At 40.5% G+C, this 25,867-nt stretch carries 26 protein-coding genes and 1 pseudogene; 7 read left to right on the forward strand and 20 right to left on the reverse strand.

Annotation, left to right across the window (positions count from 1 at the left end; all coding sequences use genetic code 11):
- The 6 genes and pseudogenes from CBG25_RS02700 to thiH all read left to right on the forward strand — a co-directional run.
- Positions 1 to 183 (forward strand): transposase family protein (locus CBG25_RS02700; RefSeq protein WP_366212660.1); only part of this gene is annotated, 183 nt, incomplete at its 5' end.
- Positions 125 to 526, forward strand: coding sequence for a transposase (locus CBG25_RS02705; protein ID WP_290604343.1), 402 nt, complete (start codon positions 125 to 127; stop codon positions 524 to 526). The genes CBG25_RS02700 and CBG25_RS02705, both read left to right, overlap by 59 nt.
- Before the next feature lie 101 nt (positions 527 to 627).
- Positions 628 to 1,377, forward strand: coding sequence for a HesA/MoeB/ThiF family protein (locus tag CBG25_RS02710; protein WP_290604345.1), 750 nt, complete (start codon positions 628 to 630; stop codon positions 1,375 to 1,377).
- A 2-nt stretch (positions 1,378 to 1,379) separates the two neighbouring features.
- On the forward strand, positions 1,380 to 1,589 hold the full coding sequence (gene thiS / locus CBG25_RS02715; RefSeq protein ID WP_290604347.1) for a sulfur carrier protein ThiS: 210 nt from the start codon (positions 1,380 to 1,382) through the stop codon (positions 1,587 to 1,589).
- The gene (locus tag CBG25_RS02720; protein ID WP_290604348.1) at positions 1,583 to 2,353 is read left to right on the forward strand and encodes a thiazole synthase; all 771 of its coding nucleotides are present in this window, start codon (positions 1,583 to 1,585) and stop codon (positions 2,351 to 2,353) included. The genes thiS and CBG25_RS02720 overlap by 7 nt, the downstream gene beginning before the upstream one ends.
- Positions 2,350 to 3,454, forward strand: a pseudogene (gene thiH / locus CBG25_RS02725) (2-iminoacetate synthase ThiH). Before CBG25_RS02720 ends, thiH begins: the two are co-directional and overlap by 4 nt.
- A gap of 143 nt (positions 3,455 to 3,597) precedes the next feature.
- Here thiH and CBG25_RS02730 read toward each other — a convergent pair.
- The 19 genes from CBG25_RS02730 to fkpA all read right to left on the reverse strand — a co-directional run bounded on the left by CBG25_RS02730 (position 3,598) and on the right by fkpA (position 24,978).
- Positions 3,598 to 3,978: a hypothetical protein gene (locus CBG25_RS02730; RefSeq protein ID WP_290604351.1), complete on the reverse strand. Its 381-nt coding sequence runs from the start codon at positions 3,976 to 3,978 to the stop codon at positions 3,598 to 3,600.
- On the reverse strand, positions 3,938 to 4,846 hold the full coding sequence (locus CBG25_RS02735) for a polysaccharide deacetylase family protein (RefSeq protein ID WP_290604353.1): 909 nt from the start codon (positions 4,844 to 4,846) through the stop codon (positions 3,938 to 3,940). Before CBG25_RS02735 ends, CBG25_RS02730 begins: the two co-directional genes overlap by 41 nt.
- Positions 4,847 to 5,006: 160 nt before the next feature.
- Entirely contained in the window at positions 5,007 to 9,233 is a 4,227-nt protein-coding gene (rpoC, locus tag CBG25_RS02740) for a DNA-directed RNA polymerase subunit beta' (RefSeq protein ID WP_290604355.1), read from the reverse strand.
- A gap of 115 nt (positions 9,234 to 9,348) precedes the next feature.
- Positions 9,349 to 13,377: a DNA-directed RNA polymerase subunit beta gene (gene rpoB / locus CBG25_RS02745; RefSeq protein WP_290604357.1), complete on the reverse strand. Its 4,029-nt coding sequence runs from the start codon at positions 13,375 to 13,377 to the stop codon at positions 9,349 to 9,351.
- Between the two features lie 345 nt (positions 13,378 to 13,722).
- Positions 13,723 to 14,094 carry a 50S ribosomal protein L7/L12 gene (rplL, locus tag CBG25_RS02750; RefSeq protein ID WP_032116421.1) on the reverse strand — a complete coding sequence of 124 codons (372 nt, stop codon included), beginning with the start codon at positions 14,092 to 14,094 and terminating at the stop codon, positions 13,723 to 13,725.
- 61 nt (positions 14,095 to 14,155) lie between these two features.
- The gene (rplJ, locus tag CBG25_RS02755; RefSeq protein ID WP_290604358.1) at positions 14,156 to 14,653 is read right to left on the reverse strand and encodes a 50S ribosomal protein L10; all 498 of its coding nucleotides are present in this window, start codon (positions 14,651 to 14,653) and stop codon (positions 14,156 to 14,158) included.
- Positions 14,654 to 14,960: 307 nt separating this feature from the next.
- The gene (rplA, locus tag CBG25_RS02760; protein WP_032116419.1) at positions 14,961 to 15,662 is read right to left on the reverse strand and encodes a 50S ribosomal protein L1; all 702 of its coding nucleotides are present in this window, start codon (positions 15,660 to 15,662) and stop codon (positions 14,961 to 14,963) included.
- Between the two features lie 3 nt (positions 15,663 to 15,665).
- Positions 15,666 to 16,094: a 50S ribosomal protein L11 gene (gene rplK, locus CBG25_RS02765; protein ID WP_290604361.1), complete on the reverse strand. Its 429-nt coding sequence runs from the start codon at positions 16,092 to 16,094 to the stop codon at positions 15,666 to 15,668.
- A gap of 146 nt (positions 16,095 to 16,240) precedes the next feature.
- Complete coding sequence (gene nusG, locus CBG25_RS02770) at positions 16,241 to 16,786, reverse strand: transcription termination/antitermination protein NusG (RefSeq protein ID WP_290604363.1); 546 nt, start codon at positions 16,784 to 16,786, stop codon at positions 16,241 to 16,243.
- Position 16,787: 1 nt separating this feature from the next.
- Positions 16,788 to 17,171 (reverse strand): preprotein translocase subunit SecE, encoded by a 384-nt coding sequence (gene secE / locus CBG25_RS02775; protein ID WP_290604365.1) that lies wholly within the window; start codon positions 17,169 to 17,171, stop codon positions 16,788 to 16,790.
- Between the two features lie 280 nt (positions 17,172 to 17,451).
- Positions 17,452 to 18,636: an elongation factor Tu gene (tuf, locus tag CBG25_RS02780; protein WP_032116381.1), complete on the reverse strand. Its 1,185-nt coding sequence runs from the start codon at positions 18,634 to 18,636 to the stop codon at positions 17,452 to 17,454.
- Between the two features lie 71 nt (positions 18,637 to 18,707).
- Positions 18,708 to 20,819 carry an elongation factor G gene (gene fusA / locus CBG25_RS02785; protein WP_290604368.1) on the reverse strand — a complete coding sequence of 704 codons (2,112 nt, stop codon included), beginning with the start codon at positions 20,817 to 20,819 and terminating at the stop codon, positions 18,708 to 18,710.
- Between the two features lie 76 nt (positions 20,820 to 20,895).
- A complete protein-coding gene (gene rpsG, locus CBG25_RS02790; RefSeq protein WP_026822991.1) occupies positions 20,896 to 21,366 on the reverse strand; it encodes a 30S ribosomal protein S7 in 471 nt (156 codons plus the stop codon).
- Between the two features lie 97 nt (positions 21,367 to 21,463).
- Positions 21,464 to 21,838, reverse strand: coding sequence for a 30S ribosomal protein S12 (rpsL, locus tag CBG25_RS02795; RefSeq protein ID WP_119711948.1), 375 nt, complete (start codon positions 21,836 to 21,838; stop codon positions 21,464 to 21,466).
- Positions 21,839 to 21,968: 130 nt separating this feature from the next.
- Positions 21,969 to 22,274 carry a sulfurtransferase complex subunit TusB gene (gene tusB / locus CBG25_RS02800; RefSeq protein ID WP_290604373.1) on the reverse strand — a complete coding sequence of 102 codons (306 nt, stop codon included), beginning with the start codon at positions 22,272 to 22,274 and terminating at the stop codon, positions 21,969 to 21,971.
- Between the two features lie 17 nt (positions 22,275 to 22,291).
- A complete protein-coding gene (tusC, locus tag CBG25_RS02805; protein ID WP_290604375.1) occupies positions 22,292 to 22,651 on the reverse strand; it encodes a sulfurtransferase complex subunit TusC in 360 nt (119 codons plus the stop codon).
- A gap of 7 nt (positions 22,652 to 22,658) precedes the next feature.
- On the reverse strand, positions 22,659 to 23,072 hold the full coding sequence (gene tusD / locus CBG25_RS02810) for a sulfurtransferase complex subunit TusD (protein ID WP_290604377.1): 414 nt from the start codon (positions 23,070 to 23,072) through the stop codon (positions 22,659 to 22,661).
- A 4-nt stretch (positions 23,073 to 23,076) separates the two neighbouring features.
- Positions 23,077 to 23,781: a transcriptional regulator gene (locus CBG25_RS02815; protein WP_032116377.1), complete on the reverse strand. Its 705-nt coding sequence runs from the start codon at positions 23,779 to 23,781 to the stop codon at positions 23,077 to 23,079.
- A gap of 459 nt (positions 23,782 to 24,240) precedes the next feature.
- Positions 24,241 to 24,978: an FKBP-type peptidyl-prolyl cis-trans isomerase gene (fkpA, locus tag CBG25_RS02820; RefSeq protein WP_290604381.1), complete on the reverse strand. Its 738-nt coding sequence runs from the start codon at positions 24,976 to 24,978 to the stop codon at positions 24,241 to 24,243.
- Between the two features lie 226 nt (positions 24,979 to 25,204).
- Here fkpA and CBG25_RS02825 point away from each other — a divergent pair, with 226 nt between their 5' ends.
- Entirely contained in the window at positions 25,205 to 25,426 is a 222-nt protein-coding gene (locus tag CBG25_RS02825; protein ID WP_290604383.1) for a SlyX family protein, read from the forward strand.
- Positions 25,427 to 25,586: 160 nt separating this feature from the next.
- Here the strand turns inward: CBG25_RS02825 and CBG25_RS02830 are convergent.
- Positions 25,587 to 25,867, reverse strand: a 281-nt coding sequence (locus CBG25_RS02830) for a transposase family protein (RefSeq protein ID WP_290603775.1), incomplete at its 5' end; no start/stop codon positions are given.

Here is a 25,867-nt window from a genome sequence, read left to right on the forward strand (position 1 = left end):
CCTGAACAAAAACAAGAAAATAAAATAATCTCGGGCATCCGTATTACAGTTGAACACGCCATCGCGGGTATCAAGCGCCTCGGTTGCATGACCCAAATTTTACGGAATCGTAGACCCTTTATTGATGATACCTTCTTACTCCTTAGCGCAGGTCTTTGGAATTTCCATCTCAGAACAGCGTAAAATTTACTTCAATCACCGAAACACCCTTATTTCACTATTAAGCAACACGCTTTTAGTAACAAACAAAGAGAATCCCACCCGTGAATACGTCAAATCTATCATGGATGCCCGTTGGTCTGTTGAAGTTTATCATCGAGAAGTTAAACAAAATTGTGGTATTGAACGCTGTCAGGCTCGCACGAGCCGAGCGCAAAGAAATCATATTTTTCTCGCTATTTCTGCGTGGTTTGAACAAAATAAACGTCGTATATCTGAAAAAATAACCCTTTATCAACAAAATTGGGACGTAATCAAAAATGCTATTGCTGAGCACATCCGTGTTTTATTAGCGTACCCAAATTAGTTTTCTGCGAAACTCGTGGGTTAGTGCGATCACCAAATCGACTGACTGGCGCAAAGTTGTTGCTCAGTTACTCTATCTCATCGAAGGTAAGGAAATGATTGATGCTTGATGATGCTATTTTTATGCGCTATAGCAGCCAACTATTACTTGAAGAAATCGGTAATAAAGGACAACAAAAATTAACAATGAGCAAAGTGCTTATTGTGGGATTGGGGGGACTGGGTTCACCAGCGGCACTTTATTTAGCGGCGGCCGGTATCGGCGAACTCTGGTTGGCCGATAGCGATAAACTACATATTTCCAACCTGCAACGACAAATTCTTTACCATACGCAGGATGTTTCTCAGCTTAAAGTCACATTAGCAGCAAAACAGCTTAATCAGCTCAATCCACAAATCAAGGTGAAAACATTTAACACCAAACAACATTATCATTCTCTCCGTCCACTTGTCCGTAATACGGATCTGGTATTGGATTGTACTGATAATATGTCAACCCGCCAGGCAATTAATGCAGCTTGTGTGGCAGAAAAAAAACCACTCATTAGTGGTAGTGCAGTAGGGTTCAATGGTCAACTGTTAGTGCTTGAACCTCCCTATAACCAAGGCTGCTATGCTTGCCTTTATCCTGATACCAATGAACCCTATCAAAACTGCCGCACAGCAGGAGTTGTCGGACCGATTGTTGGCGTTATCGGCACTCTGCAAGCCTTAGAGGCGATTAAATTATTAATCAATTTACCTTCTTCTCTCAATGGAAAACTGAAATTATTCGATGGCAAACAACACAATTGGCATACCTTGCAACTTAGCAAAGCAAAAAGCTGTTTAGTTTGTGGAACCAGGAGATAAATATGCACATTATGCTAAATGATCGACTGATCGAACTTAATAGTGCGATCACAATCAGCCAATTATTTGATCATCTGAAACTTAACGCATCAGGTATTGCAATAGCAATTAATCAGATCATTATTCCCCGTGAAGATTGGAACCATCACTATATTAACCACCAAGATAAGATCTTGCTATTCCAGGCCATTGCCGAGGCTAATTTATGTTAAAAATTGCTGATACTGTTTTTCAATCACGTTTATTTATTGGTAGCAGAAAATTCGCTAATTCATCATTGATGACCCAAGCTATACAAGCTTCTGGCAGTCAGTTAGTCACTATGGCGATGAAGCGGCTTGATTTAATAAATAAAAATGATGATATTTTGGCGCCATTACAAAAAATCGGCGTTAAATTATTACCTAATACTTCTGGTGCTAAAAATGCCCAAGAAGCTTTATTTGCCGCTCGTCTAGCACGTGAAGCCTTAGCCACAAATTGGGTAAAACTTGAGATCCACCCCGATACAAAATACTTATTACCCGATCCGATTGAGACGCTAAAAGCGGCTGAACTATTGGTAAAAGAAGGTTTTATTGTTTTACCTTATTGTAGTGCCGATCCTGTCTTGTGCCGGCGTTTAGAGGAGGTAGGTTGCGCTGCTGTGATGCCGCTTGGCGCACCTATCGGTAGCAATAAAGGATTAATTACCTACGATTTTCTACAAATTATTATTGAACAAGCCTCTATCCCAGTTATTGTCGATGCAGGGCTCGGAGCACCCAGTCATGCATTAACCGCTTTGGAAATGGGAGCCGATGCTGTACTGGTAAATACCGCCATTGCCGTTGCTAATGATCCTGTTGCAATGGCTCACGCTTTTCGCATTGCCACTGAAGTAGGTGAGATAGTACAAGCGGCTGGCCTCGCGGCACAGCAGCATCGAGCGACATCCAGTAGCCCTTTAACTCAATTCCTCGAGGCATTACAATAATGACGGCTTTTACTGAAATTTATCAGCAACTTGATTGGCAGCAACTAGCGATACAAATTAATAGCAAATCGGCTCAAGAGGTTGAAAAAGCGATTTGCTCAGACAGACCGTCCCTGAATGATTTTATGGCTCTCATTTCACCCGCTGCCTACCCCTATCTGGAAGTTATCGCTCAAAAAGCGCAAAAATTAACCCGCCAGCGCTTTGGCAATACTGTTGGTCTTTATGTACCGCTCTACCTGTCTAACATGTGTGCTAATAATTGTACTTATTGTGGTTTTTCCATGCACAACCCAATCAAACGAAAAACACTTAACGAAACAGAAATTATTGCAGAATGCGAAGCGCTACGTTCCATTGGATACAATAATCTCTTGCTGGTAACCGGTGAACATCCAAGCAAAGTGGGGATGAATTATTTTCGCCAATATATTCCATTAATTAAAAAATATTTCAGTACGCTATTGATGGAGGTTCAGCCATTAACAATTACAGAATATAGGGAATTGAAAGCAATTGGCTTAGATGGTGTACTGGTTTACCAGGAAACTTATCATCAGCACCATTTACGGGGGAAAAAACAAGATTTTTTTTGGCGTCTAGAAACACCGGATCGCCTTGGCCAGGCCGGTATTGATAAAATCGGTTTAGGTGCACTAATCGGATTATCCAATAATTGGCGAGTTGACTATTATTTCGTCGCAAATCATCTATCTTATCTGCAAAAAATATTGGAAAAGCCGTTACTCTATTTCTTTCCCCCGAATACGCGCTTGTATAGGGGGTATTCAGCCAGCATCAACCATCCACGAAGCAGAATTAATTCAATTAATTTGCGCTTTCCGTTTATTGGCACCCGAAGTTGAGCTTTCATTATCAACCCGTGAATCTCCTTTTTTCCGTGATAATATTATTCCACTGGTTATCAATACGCTTAGCGCTGGTTCAAAGACTCAACCCGGTGGTTATGCTGACAATCATCAAACCCTAGAGCAATTTACTGTCTATGATAATCGCAGCGCTGAAACCATGACTAAGGTTATTATCAATGCTGGACTCCAACCCGTCTGGAAAGATTGGGATCACCATTTAGGCCGTTAGTAAAACACCACCTTAATCGGTGGTGATAGCGGGTCTACTCGATCAAATGGTTAATTTTTAATTCCTTTTTTTCTAGCAACTAAATAGAATAAAAATTTGCCTAGCTATGATCTTACCTATAGTGATACCTACATAATGAGTCTTTATTGATCAACAATAATGTCTTTATTAATAATTTGTTGCTCGCCATTGCCCACCATTTGGGCAAATTTTTCCATTGGATCATTCCGCAAGGCATATAATCGTTTCAAGGCATACGGATTATCACCCAGTTTCACTTTACCTTGAATAGTCGTCAGCGCCAACATCATTCCAACAGCTTTTGCCGCATCCATGACCTGTCCATTATAGGCACCAAAAGGATATGCCAAGTAACGTTGAAAGGGATTAAATGGCGCTAATACACGACGAGAATGGGCAAAATCAAGTTTTACTGTACGATAAGATCGGCTAAAAATAATCGGTTGATTTTTATTATCTAATCTATGCAGAAAATGGGAGTGAGATTGAATAATCAAAGACATCGCGACTGTTTTTCAACTCATCTCTATTCATAAATTGTAAACCACTCGGATCCCATTTTTGATCATGAAATTTAATCCGCGAGGAGATAACAAAAAGCGTTGCTAGCTGCGCATGCGCTTTCAAGATTGGATAAGCATAACGATAAACCGATTTTAAGCCATCATCAAAAGTTATACTGACTACCTTACCCGGCAAATTAATTTTTTTCTTTAAATAACCATCAACTTCATCCAAGGTAATTGTCTGATAACCCGCTTGTTTTAAGTAATCCATTTGAGCTTTAAAAGCTGTTACCGAAGTAGTTGTTGAAGTATGGCGAAATAATTTATTTTCATTATCAGGAAGTAAATGATGATAGGTGAGAATTGGGATCCCTTTATCTAATGAAACATCTTGACCATCAATAAAAGCCAGTCTACCACCAAGATCAATAATAAACCAAGAACTCATGGATGATGAGTCAAACTCAACTTTCTTCGCTATTCGACTTAGTACTGGATAACGTAAATTGGCGGACAGAAAACCAATAACTGTGCTTTTCTCATCTGTATTTTCATAGATAGGCGTTTTTTCAGTGGTCACTAAATAGTCATAAACTGGCTGATCTAATTGTTTTAATGTATCAGCCGGAAACTGATTTTTTTTGGCCTCAAAAGCTTGTTGCTGAGTAATATAACCAACACTATTGCCAAAATGAAAACGGTAAAAATTATTTTTCGCCGGTTGCATAAGTAAAACCGAATTTTTCAATAACCAACCAGCTGGCCGTATTTTTCCTCCCACTACCGCATAAATCACACTATCCTGGCTAACTTTCATTGGTTTGTTTAAATGAGCATCAAGACGTTTTTCTAACAATGGAACCATGCTGTTTTCCGCATAAAGTGGAAAACTGAGAAAAAAAGAAATAAAAATACTCAATATATATAAAGTAATAAAACGACAGCGTGTCATTATTTAATTTTCTCCATAATATAGCTATAAAAATGCCCTCGTTATGAGGGCATTTTTTACAGATCAAGCTGCATTATTCATGGTCTCGGTTACCAAAACCCGCATTTAGCAATTCTGCCAAATTAGCCGTTGCCTCATCAGCGCTAACTTGTGATGATTCAACAGGTTCGTTAACCATATGACGACGACGCATCCGATCTTGGTGATATGCATAACCTGTACCGGCAGGAATTAGACGACCAACGATGACGTTCTCCTTCAAACCACGAAGTTCATCACGTTTTCCAGCCACCGCAGCTTCAGTAAGCACACGTGTTGTTTCCTGGAATGACGCTGCTGAGATAAAGGACTCTGTCGCCAGAGACGCTTTGGTAATACCTAGCAGATCACGACTGAAGGTAGCAGGTACTTTTCCATCTTGCTCTAATTTACGATTAGCTACTTTAACGCGTGCATACTCTACTTGTTCACCTTCCAAGAATTCAGAGCTACCAGCATCAACAATTGTGACTTTACGTAACATCTGACGAACGATAACTTCAATATGCTTATCGTTAATTTTAACGCCTTGTAGACGATAAACTTCTTGGACTTCATTGGTGATATAACGAGCAACAGCATGCGCTCCACGCAAACGTAAAATATCATGCGGTGATTCCGGACCATCAGAAATCACATCACCACGCTCAACTCGCTCACCTTCAAAGACATTAAGCTGACGCCATTTAGGGATCATCTCTTCGTATGCATCATCACCATCTATCGGTGTGATAACTAGGCGACGCTTACCTTTAGTTTCCTTACCAAAAGAAATAATACCGCTAATTTCAGCCAAAATAGCCGGCTCTTTTGGTCGACGTGCTTCGAATAGATCAGCAACCCGTGGTAAACCACCAGTAATATCCTTAGTACCGCCCGATTCTTGTGGAATACGAGCTAAGGTATCACCAATATTAATTGTTGCACCATCATCCAATTGAACAATCGCTTTACCAGGCAAGAAATATTGCGCTGGCATATCAGTACCCGGAATTAATACATCATTGCCTTTCGCATCAGCAACACGCAATGCAGGACGCAAATCTTTACTACCCGCAGTACGCTCAGCTGTATCGAGCACAACAATTGATGATAAACCCGTTAGCTCATCTGTCTGACGTATAATAGATTGTCCATCTGCCATATCAGAGAAACGAATAATACCCGCAACTTCACTGATAACCGGCATGGTATGTGGATCCCAGTTAGCAACGGTTTCACCACCATTAACGCCATCACCATCACCTTTATTCAGGTGTGCACCGTAAGGAACTTTATAGCTTTCTTTGGTTCGACCAAATTCATCTACCACTCGCAATTCTGTATTACGAGAAGTGATAACCAAGTGACCTTCAGAGTTTTTTACAAACTTAGCATTAACTAGCTTGATATTACCTTTGTTACGTACCTGAATACTCGATTCCGCAGCAGCACGTGATGCCGCACCACCAATATGGAATGTACGCATTGTCAACTGTGTGCCAGGCTCACCGATTGATTGAGCAGCAATAACACCAACAGCTTCACCTTTATTGATGATATGACCCCGCGCTAAATCACGTCCATAACATTTCGCACAAACACCAAAGTCAGTTTCACAACTTACAACAGAGCGTACTTTTACGCTATCAACAGAGTTAGCTTCCAGTTCATCACACCATTTTTCACTTAATAAGGCGTTACGCGGTATTAAAATGTCCGCTGTACCAGGTACTAATATATCTTCCGCGGTGACTCGACCCAAGACACGTTCGCGTAAAGGTTCTTTAACGTCACCACCTTCAATAACTGGTGTCATTAAAATACCGTCGTGGGTACCACAATCATCCTCAGTGACAACCAGATCTTGTGCAACATCAACTAAACGACGGGTTAAATAACCTGAGTTTGCTGTCTTCAAGGCGGTATCGGCTAGACCTTTACGTGCACCGTGAGTTGAAATGAAGTATTGTAATACGTTCAAACCTTCACGGAAGTTAGCGGTGATCGGTGTCTCGATAATTGAACCATCCGGCTTCGCCATCAAACCACGCATACCCGCTAACTGACGGATCTGTGCGGCAGAACCACGTGCTCCAGAGTCAGCCATCATAAAGATGCTGTTAAACGAAACTTGTTGTTCGTCTTGGCCATCACGGTTAACAACGGTTTCTGTGGATAAATTCTCCATCATCGCTTTTGCGACACGCTCATTAGCCGCAGCCCAAATGTCAATAACTTTGTTATAACGTTCGCCCGCAGTAACCAGACCTGATTGGAACTGTTCTTGAATTTCAGCAACCTCAGCTTCAGCTTCAGCAATAATACTGGCTTTCTTCTCTGGTATTACCATATCATCAATACCAACAGAAGCACCAGAACGAGCTGCATAAGCAAAACCGGTGTACATGATCTGGTCGGCAAAGATAACGGTTGGTTTTAAACCTAAAACCCGGTAACAAGTATTAAGCATTTTAGAAATTGCTTTTTTACCCAACGGCTGATTAACCAATGAGTATGGCAGGCCTTTAGGTACAATCATCCACAAGATAGCGCGACCAATTGTGGTATCAACTAACTGAGTTGCAACCTCAACATTACCTTCACCATCACGGACTTCTTCTATAATACGGACTTTAATGCGAGCATGTAATGATGCTAAGCCTGCACGGTAAACCCGCTCAGCTTCTTTCGGGCCAGACAATACCATGCCTTCACCTTCAGCATTTACACAATCACGTGTCATATAGTACAAACCAAGTACCACGTCTTGAGAAGGTACTATGATAGGTTCACCACTGGCTGGCGACAAAATATTATTTGTCGACATCATTAAGGCACGCGCTTCTAACTGCGCTTCTAAAGTTAACGGGACGTGAACAGCCATCTGGTCACCGTCAAAGTCAGCGTTATAAGCAGCACACACAAGTGGGTGTAATTGGATTGCTTTACCTTCAATCAAAATAGGCTCAAACGCCTGAATACCAAGACGATGCAGCGTTGGAGCACGGTTTAGCATCACCGGATGTTCACGAATCACTTCATCGAGAATATCCCAAACGACAGCTTCTTCACGCTCAACCATCTTCTTGGCTGCTTTGATCGTTGTCGCTAATCCACGTAATTCCAATTTACCATAAATAAATGGCTTAAATAATTCTAATGCCATTCTCTTCGGCAAACCACATTGGTGCAAGCGAAGATAAGGACCAACCGTGATAACAGAACGACCTGAGTAATCAACACGCTTACCCAGTAAGTTCTGACGGAAACGACCTTGCTTACCTTTGATCATATCGGCCAAAGATTTCAGCGGACGTTTATTTGAACCAGTAATCGCACGTCCACGACGTCCATTATCCAGCAGTGCGTCAACCGCTTCTTGTAGCATTCGTTTTTCATTACGTACAATGATATCAGGCGCAGCCAAATCCAATAGACGCTTTAAACGATTGTTACGGTTAATAACGCGACGATATAAATCATTTAAATCAGAAGTTGCAAAGCGACCACCATCTAGCGGAACAAGCGGACGCAAATCCGGCGGTAATACCGGCAGTACATTCAGGATCATCCACTCAGGCTTATTACCAGACTGAATAAACGCTTCTAGCAGTTTGATACGCTTAGTCAATTTCTTCCGCTTAGTTTCAGAGTTAGTTGTATTTAACTCTTCACGTAGCACTTCACACTCTTGCTCCAAATCGAGATTTTTTAGCAAAGATTGGATAGCTTCTGCACCCATTTTAGCGTCAAATTCATCACCAAACTCTTCCAAAGCATCAAGATATTGCTCTTCAGTCAAGATTTGTCCACGCTCTAAGCTTGTCATACCCCCTTCGACCACAACACAAGATTCGAAGTAGAGTACCCGCTCAATATCACGCAAAGGCATATCAAGTAACAAACCAATACGTGACGGTAATGATTTTAAAAACCAGATATGCGCTGTCGGTGAAGCCAACTCAATATGACCCATACGTTCACGACGCACTTTAGTCTGAGTAACCTCAACACCACATTTCTCACAAATCACACCTCGGTGTTTTAATCGTTTATATTTACCACACAAACATTCATAATCTTTAACTGGCCCGAAAATACGTGCACAGAAAAGACCATCGCGCTCAGGCTTGAACGTACGGTAGTTAATAGTTTCTGGCTTTTTCACTTCACCAAATGACCATGAACGGATCATATCTGGAGAGGCCAGAGCAATCTTGATCGCATCAAACTCTTCTGTTTTAGTCTGTGCTTTCAGAAACTTTAATAAGTCTTTCACGGAATGGCTCCTGTCGGAGTTAAACCTGCGAGGAAGCGGTTTTAACCACTTCCTCCTAAACCCAGTGTAACAATTTATAAAGCTTAGTCGCGACTAAGCTTTACAACATCACTTATTACTCGTCTTCCAGTTCGATGTTAATACCCAGCGAACGGATCTCTTTCAATAATACATTGAAAGACTCCGGCATCCCTGGTTCCATCTGATGGTTGCCGTCTACGATGTTTTTATACATCTTAGTACGTCCGTTCACATCATCGGATTTAACGGTAAGCATTTCTTGCAAGGTGTAAGCGGCGCCATATGCTTCCAGAGCCCAAACTTCCATCTCACCAAAACGCTGACCACCAAACTGTGCTTTACCACCCAACGGTTGTTGAGTAACCAGACTATAGGAGCCTGTTGAACGTGCATGCATTTTATCATCAACAAGATGATTCAGTTTTAGCATATACATATAGCCAACTGTCACCTGACGTTCAAATTTCTCGCCTGTACGACCATCATACAATGTAATCTGACCGGAAGTCGGCAACTCAGCTAAAGTTAATAGCTCTTTGATTTCCTTTTCTTTTGCACCATCAAAGACCGGTGTCGCAATTGGCATACCTTTCTTCAAATTATGTGCTAACCGCAGAACTTGTTCATCAGAAAAGGTACTGAGATCAACTTTTTGACGAGGATCATCTCCTAAGTCATAAGCTTTCTGAATAAATTCTCTCAATTTGGCTACTTCACGCTGTTGTTTCAGCATGGCATTGATCTTATCACCAATACCTTTAGCAGCCATCCCCAAATGGGTTTCCAGAATTTGACCAATATTCATACGTGATGGTACGCCCAGTGGGTTCAAAACGATATCAACAGTGTTACCACTTTCATCGTAAGGCATGTCTTCAACAGGGTTAATTTTTGAAATAACACCTTTGTTACCATGCCGGCCGGCCATTTTATCGCCCGGTTGGATTTGACGTTTTACTGCCAAATAAACTTTAACGATTTTCAATACGCCTGGCGCTAAATCATCACCTTGAGTGATCTTACGACGTTTAGCCTCTAGCTTCTTCTCAAATTCAGCTTTCAGCTCATCATACTGCTCAGCTAATTGCTCTAGCTGATTTTGTTTTTCTTCATCCTTTAAGGATAATTCTAACCAACGTTCACGCGGTAATTTATCCAGTTTTTCACCTTCAATACCGCCATTAGTTAGTACTGCACGGATACGGGCAAATAAACCTGCTTCAAAGATACGCAACTCTTCAGTTAAGTCTTTCTTCGCATCGCGAAGCTGCATTTCTTCAATTTCTAACGCACGTTTATCTTTCTCTACGCCATCACGGGTAAAGACTTGTACATCAATAACCGTTCCTGATACCCCATTTGGTACCCGCAGTGAAGAATCTTTAACATCAGAAGCTTTTTCACCAAAAATAGCGCGCAACAATTTCTCTTCTGGCGTTAATTGCGTTTCACCTTTCGGTGTTACCTTACCAACCAGAATGTCGCCGCCCGTTACTTCAGCACCGATATAAACAATACCTGATTCATCCAATTTGGATAATGCAGCTTCACCTACGTTAGGAATATCCGCCGTAATCTCTTCTGGCCCTAACTTAGTATCACGCGATACACAAGCTAATTCCTGAATATGAATGGTGGTAAAACGATCTTCCTGTACTACTCGTTCAGATACCAAAATAGAATCTTCAAAGTTGTAACCATTCCAGGGCATGAACGCCACGCGCATATTTTGACCAAGCGCCAATTCACCTAAATCAGTCGATGGTCCATCAGCCAAAACATCACCGCGTTCAATCGGTTCACCGAGCGAAACACATGGCATTTGATTAATACAAGTGTTCTGATTAGAACGCGTATATTTAGTCAGATTATAGATGTCAATGCCGGCTTCACCAGGATACATTTCATCTTCATTAACTTTGATAACAATACGTGAAGCGTCAACATACTGAACGGTACCACCACGTTTAGCTACCGCTGTTACCCCAGAGTCAACAGCAACGGCACGCTCCATACCCGTTCCAACCAATGGCTTATCTGAGCGTAACGTCGGTACCGCCTGACGTTGCATGTTCGCACCCATCAATGCACGGTTTGCATCATCATGCTCAAGGAATGGAATTAATGAAGCACCAACAGAAACAACCTGCTGGGTTGAAACGTCCATATATTCCACTTGATCTTGGCTGAATAAACTGGATTCACCTTTATTACGACAAGTGATTAATTCTTCAACAAACCGACCATCATCATCTAAAACAGTATTCGCCTGAGCAATGATGTAGTTACCTTCTTCAATCGCCGACAAATAATGAATTTCATCAGTAACGATAACATCTCTTACCAAACGATAAGGCGTTTCCAAAAAACCATACCCATTGGTTTGTGCATAGACAGACAATGAGTTAATCAAACCGATATTTGGTCCTTCAGGTGTTTCAATTGGACATACACGTCCGTAGTGCGTTGGATGTACGTCACGAACTTCAAAGCCAGCTCGTTCACGTGTTAATCCACCTGGCCCTAATGCTGAAATACGACGTTTATGTGTGATTTCAGACAGTGGGTTATTCTGATCCATAAACTGCGATAATTGGCTGGAACCAAAAAACTCTTTAACCGCAGCAGAAATCGGCTTCGCGTTAATCATGTCCTGAGGCATTAATGCATCTAAATCACCTAATGATAAACGCTCTTTAACCGCACGCTCAACTCGCACTAAACCAACTCGGAACTGATTTTCAGCCATTTCGCCAACCGAACGAATACGACGGTTACCTAAATGGTCAATATCATCAACTTCACCTTTACCGTTACGAATACCAATGAGTTTTTTCATCACATCAATGATATCTTGTTTACTTAAGATGCTTGAGCCTTCAATTGCTTCACGATCTAGTGAGCGATTAAATTTCATGCGCCCTACAGCGGAAAGATCATAACGTTCTTCAGAAAAGAATAAGTTCTCAAACAGATTTTCTGCCGCTTCGCGAGTAGGTGGCTCGCCTGGACGCATCATACGGTAAATTTCAACTAATGCACTTAAACGATCATTTGTTGGATCAGTACGCAATGTTTCTGAAATATATGCACCATGATCTAAGTCATTAGTAAATAGGGTCTCAATGGTTTTATGACCGCCTTGACTTAGACGTGCCAACATATCCAGAGAAAGCTCTGTATTAGCTGTACAGATTAATTCGCCGGTACTTTCATCAATGTAATCTCTAGCTACCACTTTACCGGCAATATACTCAACAGGTACTTCAATACTGCTGATTTGGTCTTTTTCTAGCTGACGAATGTGACGTGCAGTAATACGGCGGCCTTTTTCAATATAGACTTTACCGTTGGCTTCAATATCAAAAGAAGCCGTTTCACCACGTAAACGTTCAGGTATCAACGTCATCAACAGTTTATTATCACTGATTTGGAAAATCGTTTTCTCAAAAAAGAGATTGAGGATTTCTTCGGTACCATAATCCATCGCACGTAGAATAATGGTCGCCGGTAATTTACGACGGCGATCAATACGAACGAAAAGATTATCTTTAGGATCAAATTCAAAATCTAACCATGAACCACGGTAAGGAATAATGCGTGCATTATATAATACCTTACCTGAAGAATGGGTTTTACCTTTATCACTATCAAAAAATACACCAGGGCTGCGATGTAATTGAGAGACAATAACACGCTCTGTACCATTGATAATAAAAGTACCATTATCTGTCATGAGTGGAATTTCACCCATGTAAACTTCTTGCTCTTTTATATCCTTTACTGTGCCTTCTGGTGCTTCACGCTCGTAAATAACAAGGCGTAGTTTAACCCGTAAAGGAGCAGAATAAGTGACACCACGGATCTGACATTCTTTAACATCAAATACAGGTTCACCAAGACGATAGCTAACATATTGCAATTCAGCATTGCCACTGTAGCTTTGAATTGGAAATACAGAACGGAATGCTGCTTCCAGCCCATTCTGACCTTCTAAATCTTGCTCGATAAATTTAGCGAACGAGTCAAGTTGGATAGATAAAAGATAAGGAACATCCAAAACTTGCGGACGTTTGCCAAAATCCTTACGAATACGTTTTTTCTCGGTATAGGAGTAAACCATAGGGTTCCTCAGCTTGCTGATCAGTGGCCCACTCTGTCCGTCCTAAAGGACAGCATCTGCAACACTATTTTTTGGAACGGAAAACAGATTATTTTCCATAATACTTATTGCTATTACTCTTAAATCATTTAATTGCATTATATAACTACCAAGCTTTAATTGTCAGAGTCATAAACGCAGTATATTAAGTCGTCAATAGCAAAAAGCATTGAAAGGATAACTCAGTAACTAAACAGTGTGAAATATTACTGATACCCTAATACACTTTATAGCGCAAAAAGGCTGGTGACTAAAAAATCACCAGCCGTCAGCCTATAAAATTAGGCTGCCAACTTAAAGCAAAGCTTATTTAACTTCAACAGAAGCACCCGCGTCTTCCAGCGATTTCTTCAATGTTTCAGATTCGTCTTTGCTTACTGCTTCTTTAATTGTTGCTGGCGCTGATTCTACCATTTCTTTAGCTTCTTTTAGTCCTAAGCCAGTTGCTGTACGAACAGCTTTAATAACCGCAACTTTGTTAGCACCAATAGCAGATAAGATAACATCAAATTCAGTTTTTTCTTCAACTGCTTCAGCTGCACCAGGTGCAGCAACCGCGACTGCTGCCGCAGCAGAAACGCCAAACTTTTCTTCCATCATAGTGATCAGTGCAACAACGTCCATTACAGACATTTCTGCAACTGCATCAAGAATTTGTTCTTTAGTTATTACAGACATAACAAGGGTTCCTAAAATTCAGAAATATTTTATACGTTAAAAAGCAACAACGGAAATAGCTTTAAGCAGCTTCTTTCTGATCGCGTAGTGCCGCCATAATGCAAGCCAACTTACCTGCAGAGGCTTCTTTCATGGTTGACATCAGACGCGCAATTGCTTCTTCGTAAGTTGGAAGAGTTGCCAAACGATCGATTTGATTCGCTGGGATAAGCTCTCCTTCAAAGGCTGCTGCTTTAATCTCGAATGCTGGATTCGCTTTCGCGAATTCTTTAAACAAACGAGCTGCTGCGCCCGGATGTTCATTAGAAAAAGCAATCAAGGTTGGACCAATAAACGCTTCTTTGAGGCACTCATAAGCAGTACCTTCAACAACACGGCGCATCAACGTATTACGAACAACACGCAGATAAACACCTGCTTCGCGACCTGCTTTACGCAGTTCAGTCATTTTATCTACAGCTACACCACGAGAATCCGCGACAACTGCAGACAGCGCACCTTTGGCTACTTCGCTGACTTCAGCAACAATCGCTTGTTTGTCTTGAAGATTTAGTGCCATTAGCTTCTTGCTCCTGGATTAACCGGGTTACCCCGGGACTCACATCACTCAAAACATCCCATATGTTTGAGCGTTAAATACGGTGAGCAGAATCCAGAAATTAATCTTAGTGGCTCTGTCACCGTCTACGTAGGATATTAAGTAATCACTTACACCTAAGGTCTTGGACGGGGCCCTGGATAAGGCCAGGCACCAACCTAAATTCAGCTGTTTGCTATTTTCTGTTTAAAATAGAAATAGCAAACATAAGGCGCCGAATTCTATACAAATTTAACACAAAGGTAAAGCTAAAAATGATACTCAAAAATTATGCTGACGCAGATAATCCTGCTTGATCAACAGCAACTCCTGCTCCCATCGTGGTAGATAGGCTAATTTTCTTAATATAAACACCTTTAGCAGAAGAGGGTTTTGCTTTTTTCAACGCAACCAATAGTGCTTCAAGGTTTTCTTTTAATTTACTATCGTCAAAATCAACTTTACCGATAGTGGTATGAATGATACCGTTTTTATCATTACGATAACGGATCTGACCAGCTTTGGCATTTTGAACCGCTTCAGCGATATTAGGCGTTACTGTACCAACTTTAGGATTTGGCATTAAGCCACGAGGTCCTAAAATCTGACCTAACTGGCCAACAATGCGCATTGCGTCTGGCGAAGCAATAACAACATCAAAGTCCATTTCACCCTTTTTAATTTTATCAGCCAGTTCTTCCATACCAACTAATTCAGCTCCAGCAGCTGTTGCAGCTTCAGCATTTGCTCCTTGAGTAAATACCGCAACACGAACAGAACGACCGGTACCATGCGGCAAAACAGTTGCCCCACGAACATTTTGATCAGATTTACGTGCATCAATACCAAGATTAACTGCAACGTCAACGCTTTCTACAAATTTAGCCGTCGCTAATTCTTTCAAGAGTGTAATTGCTTCAGTAATATCATATTGTTTAGTTGCATCAATCTTTTCACGGATATTGCGCATACGCTTGGTTAGTTTAGCCATTGATTAACCCTCCACCACCAAGCCCATGGAACGAGCAGTACCTTCAATTGAACGCATCATCGCTTCAATATCAGCCCCTGTCATATCCGCAGCTTTAGTTTCAGCAATTTCACGAATTTGTGCGCTGGTTACTTTACCAACTTTCTCTTTATTTGGTGTAACTGAACCTGATTTAACACCCGCTGCTTTTTTCAGTAATACGGCAGCAGGTGGTGTCTTGGTTATAAATGTAAATGAACGGTCTGAATAGACAGTAATTACAACTGGAATTGGCAAGCCTTTTTCTAAGCTATCTGTCTTAGCATTAAACGCCTTACAAAATTCCATGATATTCACACCTTGCTGACCCAAAGCTGGACCAACAGGAGGACTAGGATTAGCCATGCCTGCTGCAACTTGCAGCTTAACATAGGCTTGTACTTTCTTAGCCATGCATATTTCCTCTAATTGGGTAATGTCGCTTCAATTATGAAGCTCCCCTGCTGTGTATATAATGACCTGTGCAATTTTCAGACCATAAAAAATAAAAGCGCGAAATTGTAGCTAAATTTCCCGCCTTTAGCAAGTTGTCAAGTGTATTACACTTTTTCTACTTGACTAAAATCTAACTCTACCGGTGTTGCGCGACCGAAAATAGAAACCGATACTTTAAGACGGCTCTTTTCATAATCAACTTCTTCAACCACACCGTTGAAATCTGCAAATGGACCATCACTAACACGAACCATTTCTCCTGGCTCAAACAGTGTTTTAGGTCGCGGCTTATCCCCTACTTGCTGCAAGCGATTCATAATCGCATCAACTTCTTTATCGCTAATAGGAGCTGGGCGATCTGGTGTACCACCAATAAAACCCATAACACGTGGTACACTGCGCACTAAATGCCAGCTAGCATCATCCATAGTCATTTGAACTAAAACATATCCTGGAAAGAATTTTCGTTCACTTTTACGACGTTGGCCACTTCGAATTTCCATAACTTCTTCGGTTGGCACCATCACTTCACCAAACTTATCTTCCATATCATGCAACTTGATATGTTCACGCAATGACTCGGCAACTCTAGCTTCAAAACCAGAAAATGCTTGAATAATATACCAGCGTTTTTTAGGGGATTCAGACATCTTAGAACCTCAGGCCTGTAATAAATGAAACTAAACGCACCAGTATACCATCTAATCCCCAAAGAATTAGTGCCATAACGGCAGTAACTGCCGCAACAATTAATGTTGTCTGTAATGTTTCCTGGCGCGTTGGCCAAATGACTTTACGCATTTCAATACGAGCTTCGCGAGCAAATGCTAAAGTTGCTTTTCCTTTTGCTGTCCACAATGCAATGCCACCAGCAAGCGCGGCAATAGCAACAACTGCTATGACACGTAATGCAAGATTGTATTGTCGGAAATAATAATTACCAACAATAGCAATAACTAAAAGAATCGCGACTAATACCCATTTTGCTACATCAAAACTACGTCCGCTTTCTTGAGCATCGCTATTCACACTCATAAATCAACCCGTTACTATGATATAATAAAAAGTCAATTTGCCTCGTAAAACAATTCAAATTTGACCGAAATAAAACATACCACTATTGTATCTCACTTTACGCCATAAACCAGTATGACATTCAACTATTGAGAGACATCCAATAATTCTTTAATCAGAGCCTATCTCACCAATAATTAAACTACCATATAAACTATTGATGAGATAGGTTCTTAAGTTATCCAAGCTAGTATAAAAAAGGCATCAGATGATGCCCTTTTTACAATTATTGCTCTAAAGATTAAGCAATAATTTTAGCAACGACACCGGCACCGACTGTACGGCCACCTTCACGGATCGCAAAACGCAATCCTTCATCCATCGCGATTGGCGCTATCAACGTCACTTTCATGTTGATATTATCACCTGGCATTACCATCTCTACGCCTTCTGGCAACTCGATTGTGCCCGTTACATCCGTCGTTCTAAAATAAAACTGTGGACGGTAACCTTTAAAGAATGGCGTATGGCGACCGCCCTCATCTTTGCTCAAAATATATACTTCTGATTCAAATTGTGTATGCGGATTGATTGAACCTGGTTTTGCTAATACTTGACCACGCTCTACATCTTCACGCTTGGTACCACGTAATAATACACCTACGTTCTCACCTGCACGACCTTCGTCCAGCAGTTTGCGGAACATTTCTACGCCTGTACACGTCGTTTTGGTCGTCTCTTTAATTCCGACGATTTCAACTTCTTCACCAACCTTAACTACACCACGCTCTACACGGCCTGTTACTACGGTTCCACGGCCTGAGATTGAAAATACGTCTTCGATTGGCAACAAGAACGGTTTATCTATCGCACGCTCTGGCTCTGGAATGTAGTCATCTAATGCTTTCGCTAACTCTAGAATTTTCTCTTCCCACTCAGCAACGCCTTCCAGCGCCTTCAATGCTGAACCTTTGATTACCGGCGTGTCGTCTCCTGGGAAATCATACTGAGAAAGAAGCTCACGCACTTCCATTTCAACCAGTTCCAACAGCTCTTCATCATCTACCATATCACATTTGTTCAGGAAAACGATGATGTAAGGAACACCTACCTGGCGACCTAATAGGATATGCTCACGTGTTTGTGGCATTGGACCATCTGTTGCCGCAACCACTAAAATTGCACCGTCCATTTGTGCCGCACCGGTGATCATGTTTTTTACATAATCTGCGTGGCCTGGGCAATCAACGTGGGCATAATGGCGGGTTGGCGTATCATATTCTACGTGAGAGGTAGAAATTGTGATACCGCGCGCTTTTTCTTCTGGTGCATTATCAATTTGATCAAATGCACGTGCACTACCGCCATAAGTTTTCGCTAATACAGTGGTGATTGCTGCAGTTAAAGTTGTTTTACCATGGTCAACGTGGCCGATTGTACCAACGTTAACGTGCGGTTTTTTACGTTCAAATTTTTCTTTAGACACGACTCTATTCCTTATAGAGTTCTCTCAAACAATAGGAGAGAACCAGATTAAATAGTTAAACCGAAAGCCAATTACTTAGCTTTACGAGCTTCAATAATTGCTTGAGCAACATTGGTTGGTGCTTCATTGTACTTCAAAAATTCCATTGAGTAAGAAGCACGACCTTGAGTTTGTGAACGCAGATCTGTGGCATAACCAAACATTTCTGATAGTGGTACTTGAGCACGAACTGTCTTACCAGTTGCTGTATCTTCCATACCTTCAATCATACCACGACGACGGTTCAGGTCACCAATTACGTCACCCATATAGTCTTCAGGCGTTTCAACTTCAACTTTCATGATTGGCTCCAGTAAAACTGGACCTGCTTTCATGAAACCTTCTTTGAAAGCCACAGAACCTGCAATTTTGAATGCCATTTCCGAGGAATCAACCTCATGATAGGAACCATCATACAATGCCACTTTGACATCAACAATGGGGTAGCCCGCCAGAACACCATTTTTCATCTGTTCTTGAACGCCTTTATCCACCGCAGGTATGTACTCTTTAGGTACAACGCCACCAACGATTTCGTTGTGGAATTCATAACCAATTTCATGGCCTGCTTCCAAAGGTTCAACGCGTATCCATACATGACCAAATTGACCACGACCACCAGACTGACGAACAAACTTACCTTCCTGCTCAACAGACTTACGAATAGTCTCACGGTATGCTACTTGTGGTTTACCAACGTTCGCTTCAACTTTAAATTCACGACGCATACGGTCAACCAATACTTCCAGATGCAACTCACCCATACCAGCAATAATTGTCTGACCAGATTCTTCATCTGTTGACACGCGGAAGGATGGATCTTCTTGAGCCAAACGACCTAAAGCAATACCCATTTTTTCTTGGTCAGCTTTAGTTTTAGGTTCAATAGCAACCGAGATAACAGGCTGTGGAAATTCCATACGCTCCAAAATAATTGGCGCATCCATAGCACATAGTGTATCACCGGTAGTCACATCTTTGAGGCCGATAGCGGCAGCAATGTCACCCGCTCGGACTTCTTTAATTTCTTCACGTTTATTAGCATGCATCTGAACGATACGACCAAAACGCTCTTTTTTATCTTTAACTGGGTTAAGAACGGTATCACCTGAATTAACGACACCAGAGTAAACCCGGAAGAAAGTCAAATTACCAACAAATGGGTCAGTTGCAATTTTGAATGCTAATGCTGAAAAAGGCTCATCATCACTTGCATGGCGTTCTGCTGGTGTATTTTTACCATCGGTTAAGACACCATTAATTGCCGGAATATCAGTAGGTGCGGGTAAATATTCAATAACCGCATCCAGCATTGCTTGTACACCTTTATTTTTAAAGGCTGAACCGCACGTAACCAAAATAATTTCATTATTCAATACGCGCTTACGCAATGCTTGTTTGATCTCTTCTTCAGACAGCTCTTCGCCACCAAAATATTTTTCCATAAACTCATCTGATGCTTCAGCCGCAGCTTCAATCAGCTTACCATGCCACTCTTCAGCTTGAGCTTGTAAGTTTGCTGGAATATCTTCATAAACGAAAGTGACGCCTTGATCACTATCATCCCACTGGATTGCTTTCATTTTAACTAAATCGATAACACCAGTGAATGATTCTTCAGCGCCAATAGGTAACTGAAGTGGAACTGGTATTGCTGCCAGACGTGACTCAATCTGTTCAACAACACGCAAGAAATTAGCACCCATACGATCCATTTTATTAACAAATGCGATACGGGGTACTTGATACTTATTTGCCTGACGCCAAACTGTTTCAGATTGTGGTTGAACACCACCAACTGCACAATAAACCATTACCGCACCATCAAGAACACGCATAGAACGTTCTACTTCAATAGTGAAGTCAACGTGTCCTGGTGTGTCAATGATGTTGATACGGTGTTCGTCAAACTGTTTACCCATACCAGACCAGAAAGCAGTAGTTGCAGCTGAAGTGATAGTAATACCACGCTCTTGCTCCTGCTCCATCCAGTCCATCGTTGCTGCGCCATCATGAACTTCACCAATTTTATGGCTCACGCCAGTATAAAATAGGATACGTTCAGTTGTTGTGGTCTTACCAGCATCAATATGGGCACTAATACCGATGTTGCGATAACGCGTAATGGGAGTTTTACGAGCCATTTTTTCCTCTCTCGTGACCGTTCAATTCGTACAAGGGTAACACCATGTTACCCTTACGAAACATAACTAGCGAATGCTACCAACGATAGTGTGCAAACGCCTTGTTAGCTTCTGCCATACGATGAACATCTTCACGTTTTTTAACAGCAGTGCCTTTATTTTCAGCCGCATCAGATAATTCGTTTGCTAAGCGCAAAGCCATCGATTTATCACCGCGTTTACGAGCAGCTTCAACAATCCAACGCATTGCTAATGCATTACGCCGGACAGGACGAACTTCAACAGGAACCTGGTAAGTTGAACCACCAACACGGCGTGATTTAACTTCCACTGTTGGACGAACATTGTCCAGAGCTATTTCAAAGGCTTCTAAATGATCTTTTCCAGCACGTTGAGCCAGGGCCTCAAGCGCACTATATACAATTGCTTCTGCGGTAGATTTTTTACCATCTACCATCAAAATATTAATAAATTTAGCCAATAATTCTGATCCAAACTTTGGATCTGGTAGAATTTTACGTTGACCAATTACACGACGACGTGGCATGGATATACTCCGTTTTTAAATTCAGGGTTGTCCAAAACTCTATGAGTTTATTTTGACATTAAAAATTAAATGTTTGGCCTTACTTAACGGAAAACCATTAAGCCTTAGGCCTCTTAGCGCCGTATTTAGAACGACCTTGTTTGCGATCTTTTACACCAGAACAGTCCAGTGCACCGCGGACAGTGTGATAACGCACACCTGGTAAGTCTTTAACACGACCACCACGAATCAAGATTACTGAGTGTTCTTGCAAGTTATGGCCTTCACCACCAATGTAAGAAGACACTTCATAACCATTAGTTAAACGAACACGGCATACTTTACGCAATGCTGAGTTAGGTTTTTTAGGGGTAGTAGTATATACGCGAGTACATACACCACGTTTTTGCGGGCAAGCTTCCAGTGCAGGAACGTTGCTTTTCACAACTTTCGAGCTACGTGGTTTGCGAACCAGCTGATTAATTGTTGCCATTAAAAAAGCTCCTGGTTTTTGCTTCGTAAACACGGATATTTTCCTCGCTTATCGCCATGATAAAACACGAGGACGCGAAATTTTATTGCTGACAGAGGCAGGTGTCAAGAAATATACAAAGGATCATCCATTACCAAGCAAAATATTGTGGATGTTTTACCGTTAATTGCACAAAATCAACATAAGATATCTGACGGACATAAGATGACATATATGGCATTAGTCCCCTTGCTTCTAAATCATTTTGTAAAACAAAAACTTGAATCCCTTTATCTTTTAATTGCATTAAAAAATTATTATCTTTATTAGCCGATGAGATTTTATGTCCCAGCAAAACCCCATCCTGTAATAATAATACCTCATCCTGTTCCGTTAATAAGCTAATTAGTGAATCAAAGTCACTATAATAAGGGGAAGTAGAAATGGTATATAGCATGTTAGTCTTCTGTTTAACTAGAAAGTCAGAATTACATCATAATCTGCTAAGTTACGTCTAAGCCTGTCAGCAGGAATAACTGTTGCCGGTAGGATAAAACTACTGTCAGCAGAGAATCCCCTTGCTTCAAGATCTTCCTGACAAATATAACAGGCATTAATATCATATAATGGCAGTAATTTATAGGTTGAAATGTAATCACGCGCCAGGATTTTACTCGGATTTTGTTTGGCCAGTAATTGGCAAACACCATCAGAAATAAAAAAAACACCAATCTTTTCAGTTAATGCAGAAGCGGCGAGCAAAGCATCTAATCCTTCACGACCACTTGAAGTTCCATGAGGTATTTTCATAAATACAAATGCTATTTTTTTCATATTTATCTCAAAATTGAACTGTGCGATCACAGACAAGCATGGCCTCAGCCAAACTACCTAACCCGCTCAATACAAAATCTTCATCCAGATTAGCACCGGGTAAGTGACTATTTTTGGCTTCAGTTTCATCAATAATACCCCGTCGCAATGCAGCAGCAACGCAGACATTCAATTGACATCCTGTCTGCTGTGCTAATGTTTTCCATCCTATAAGTAAATTAAATTCATCACTAGCTGGTGAAATTAATTGATTACCGTTATAAACACCTTCTTGATAGAAAAAAACGGTTTTTAGTATATGTCCTTCCATAACCAAAGCATTCGCGAATTGCCAAGCATTAGCGGCCTGCTGAGTTCCATAAGTAGGCTCTGTCACTAATAGGCAATAAGTCAAAGGCTTATTTAAAGTAGAAGCCCCCATTTATTTACTCACCACTTTTAAACTGCCGTATATAGAGATAAACAGTGTGCTTAGAAATATTCAAACGATCAGCAACCTGATTAATCGCATCTTTAATATCAAAAATTCCTTTTTCATATAAATTGAGCACGACTTGTCTGTTTTTCATATTATTTGGCACATTGCGATCAGCATTAACTTCTTCTATGGTAAATTCCAATGCCTGAGCAACAAGATCATCAACACAAGAGGCAAAATTAACGTTGGAAGCAACTTCATGGTTTTTTTCCGGCACAAATGTTTTGACTATCTCAGAAAATGGCATATCTAAATTCATATTAATACAAAGTAAACCAATAACTCGCCGTTTGGGATTACGGATAGCAATAGTGACTGATTTCATTAAGGCGCCACTTTTTGCGCGCGTAAAATAAGCTTTCGATACACTGGAATCAATATCGGTCATATCATGTAGCATACGTAAAGCTAAATCGGTAATTGGTGAACCAATCTTACGGCCTGTATGTTCACCATTAGCTATTCTGACCGCTGAACATTTTAAATCTTCAAGTGAATGAAGAACAATTTCACAATGCCCACCAATTAACATAGCCAAACCGTCAACCATCGATTCATAAGATGTCAAAATCGCGTAATCAACACCATCAAACGGTTGATCATCCAGTAAATCATTATCACAGCTATCATTAGAATATAATAGGTTAGACATTCAGACTCCATCCTCTACATATTGACGAAACTTTATTAAACGATTATGTGAGTAAACACCGATCTTATTATTAATGTGCAATTTATTTAGCAATCATCAATACGCTAAACTTACGGTAAAAAGAATCTAAGACGTTAAAACCACAAAGACCGATCGTCAAGGGATCTCGTGTCAGACCTTTGGCCTGCCTCACAGGTCATAAACAAAAAAGTAACTTAATCATTTAATTTAGACAAAAATCACAAAAAAACCTGCTAATAATACTTTAAGCAAATTGAATAATATTAACATTTATAAAAATACTTTAAATTATATTCGAGGTATTTATTGATAATGCGCAATTTCTATTACCGCATTTATATTGCCACTCATCATAAATTAATATAAATAAATCTCGACTATCCTTGATATATAAAAAAGCCAAAGGCAGAGTTTAGCTCTGCCTCTTTTGTCTCTCAATTATTTCTTAGCCGGTTTGATATCTAATAACTCAACATTAAAGATCAAAGTTGAATTTGCTGGAATTGCCGCTGCTGCAGATTTTCCGTAACCTAATTCTGGTGGAATAATAAGTTGAATTTTGCCGCCTTTTTTCAATTGTTGCAAACCTTCGGTCCAACCAGGGATCACTGAATCAAGCGCAATTGTTAACGGTTCATTACGCTTATAAGAACTGTCAAATACTGAGCCATCAATTAAACGACCTTCGTAATTTACCACGACAGTATCTTTATCTGTTGGTTTTGCTCCTTGGCCTGGTTTTTCAATTTTATAAATTAATCCACTTTTTGTTTTTACTGCACTTTTCTCTTCTTTAAGATATTTAGCTCGATAATCATCACCCAATTTACCATTCTTTTTACTCTCTTCTTCCATTTTTAGCTGGGCTGCAGTTTGTATTTGTTTTTCAAGTGCTTTTAAGGTTGTTTCTATTTCTTGATCACTAAGTTTACTTTTATTAATAAACGCATCCTGCACGCCAGCTAAAAGCTGTTGCCTATCAAGATTAATACCGATAGATTTTTGCTGCATTAAAGAATTATCCATGTAACGACCCAGCGAAGCCCCTAATGCATAAGCGCTACGCTGATCTTCATTATCAAATTTTTTATTTGCATTAGCAGCGAATACTTGCGAGATATTTAGCAACATAGACAAAGACGTCACTAAAAGAGTTGTTTTAAATAATGATTTCATTCAATTCTCCAATTATGTTTATTATTCCTAATCAGTCATAGTAAAGTGTGTTAGCTAATCAACTGCGAGATAATACAATAAGTTAAGGGATTAAATATAGTTAAACCAGGCCAATAAAAAGAAGTTACCAGGTAAATCATAATAGAAAAAACTTCTCTAAGGCTTTATCAGTAGGCATTATATCGAATATCTAATCTATGTATTTCACTCCCGACAGGAGGTTCAAGTGGATTTACTTAAAAAATATGAAGAAAGATTAGAGGATTTGGAAAGTAAATTATCTTTTCAAGAGATCACCATTGAAGCGCTTAATCAAGTGGTTGTCGAACAACAGCTTGAAATGGTTAAATTAAAAGAACATATTCAACTGGTTACTGAACGATTAAAAGCCACACAATCATCACCATTAGCACCAATGAATGAAGAAACTCCACCACCACACTATTAAGTAATCAAAAAATCAGCGAGCCTATTTTCTCGCTGATTTATTTCAATCTAGGCGATTATTATGCCAACTTAACGACAACCACAACCACCATGTCCATGAGAACACTCTAAGCGTGTTGCTTAATAGTGAAATAAGGGTGTTTCGGTGATTGAAGTAAATTTTACGCTGTTCTGAGATGGAAATTCCAAAGACCTGCGCTAAGGAGTAAGAAGGTATCATCAATAAAGGGTCTACGATTCCGTAAAATTTGGGTCATGCAACCGAGGCGCTTGATACCCGCGATGGCGTGTTCAACTGTAATACGGATGCCCGAGATTATTTTATTTTCTTGTTTTTGTTCAGGCGATAAAGGTCTTTTTCGAGTTCCTTTTTTTGGGATTTGTGTATTAGGATGCTGTTTATCTATACCTTGAAAACCGGTATCTGCCCAGATGGTTACCT

Source organism: Arsenophonus sp. ENCA (genome assembly GCF_002287155.1).
Lineage (GTDB): Bacteria > Pseudomonadota > Gammaproteobacteria > Enterobacterales > Enterobacteriaceae > Arsenophonus > Arsenophonus nilaparvatae.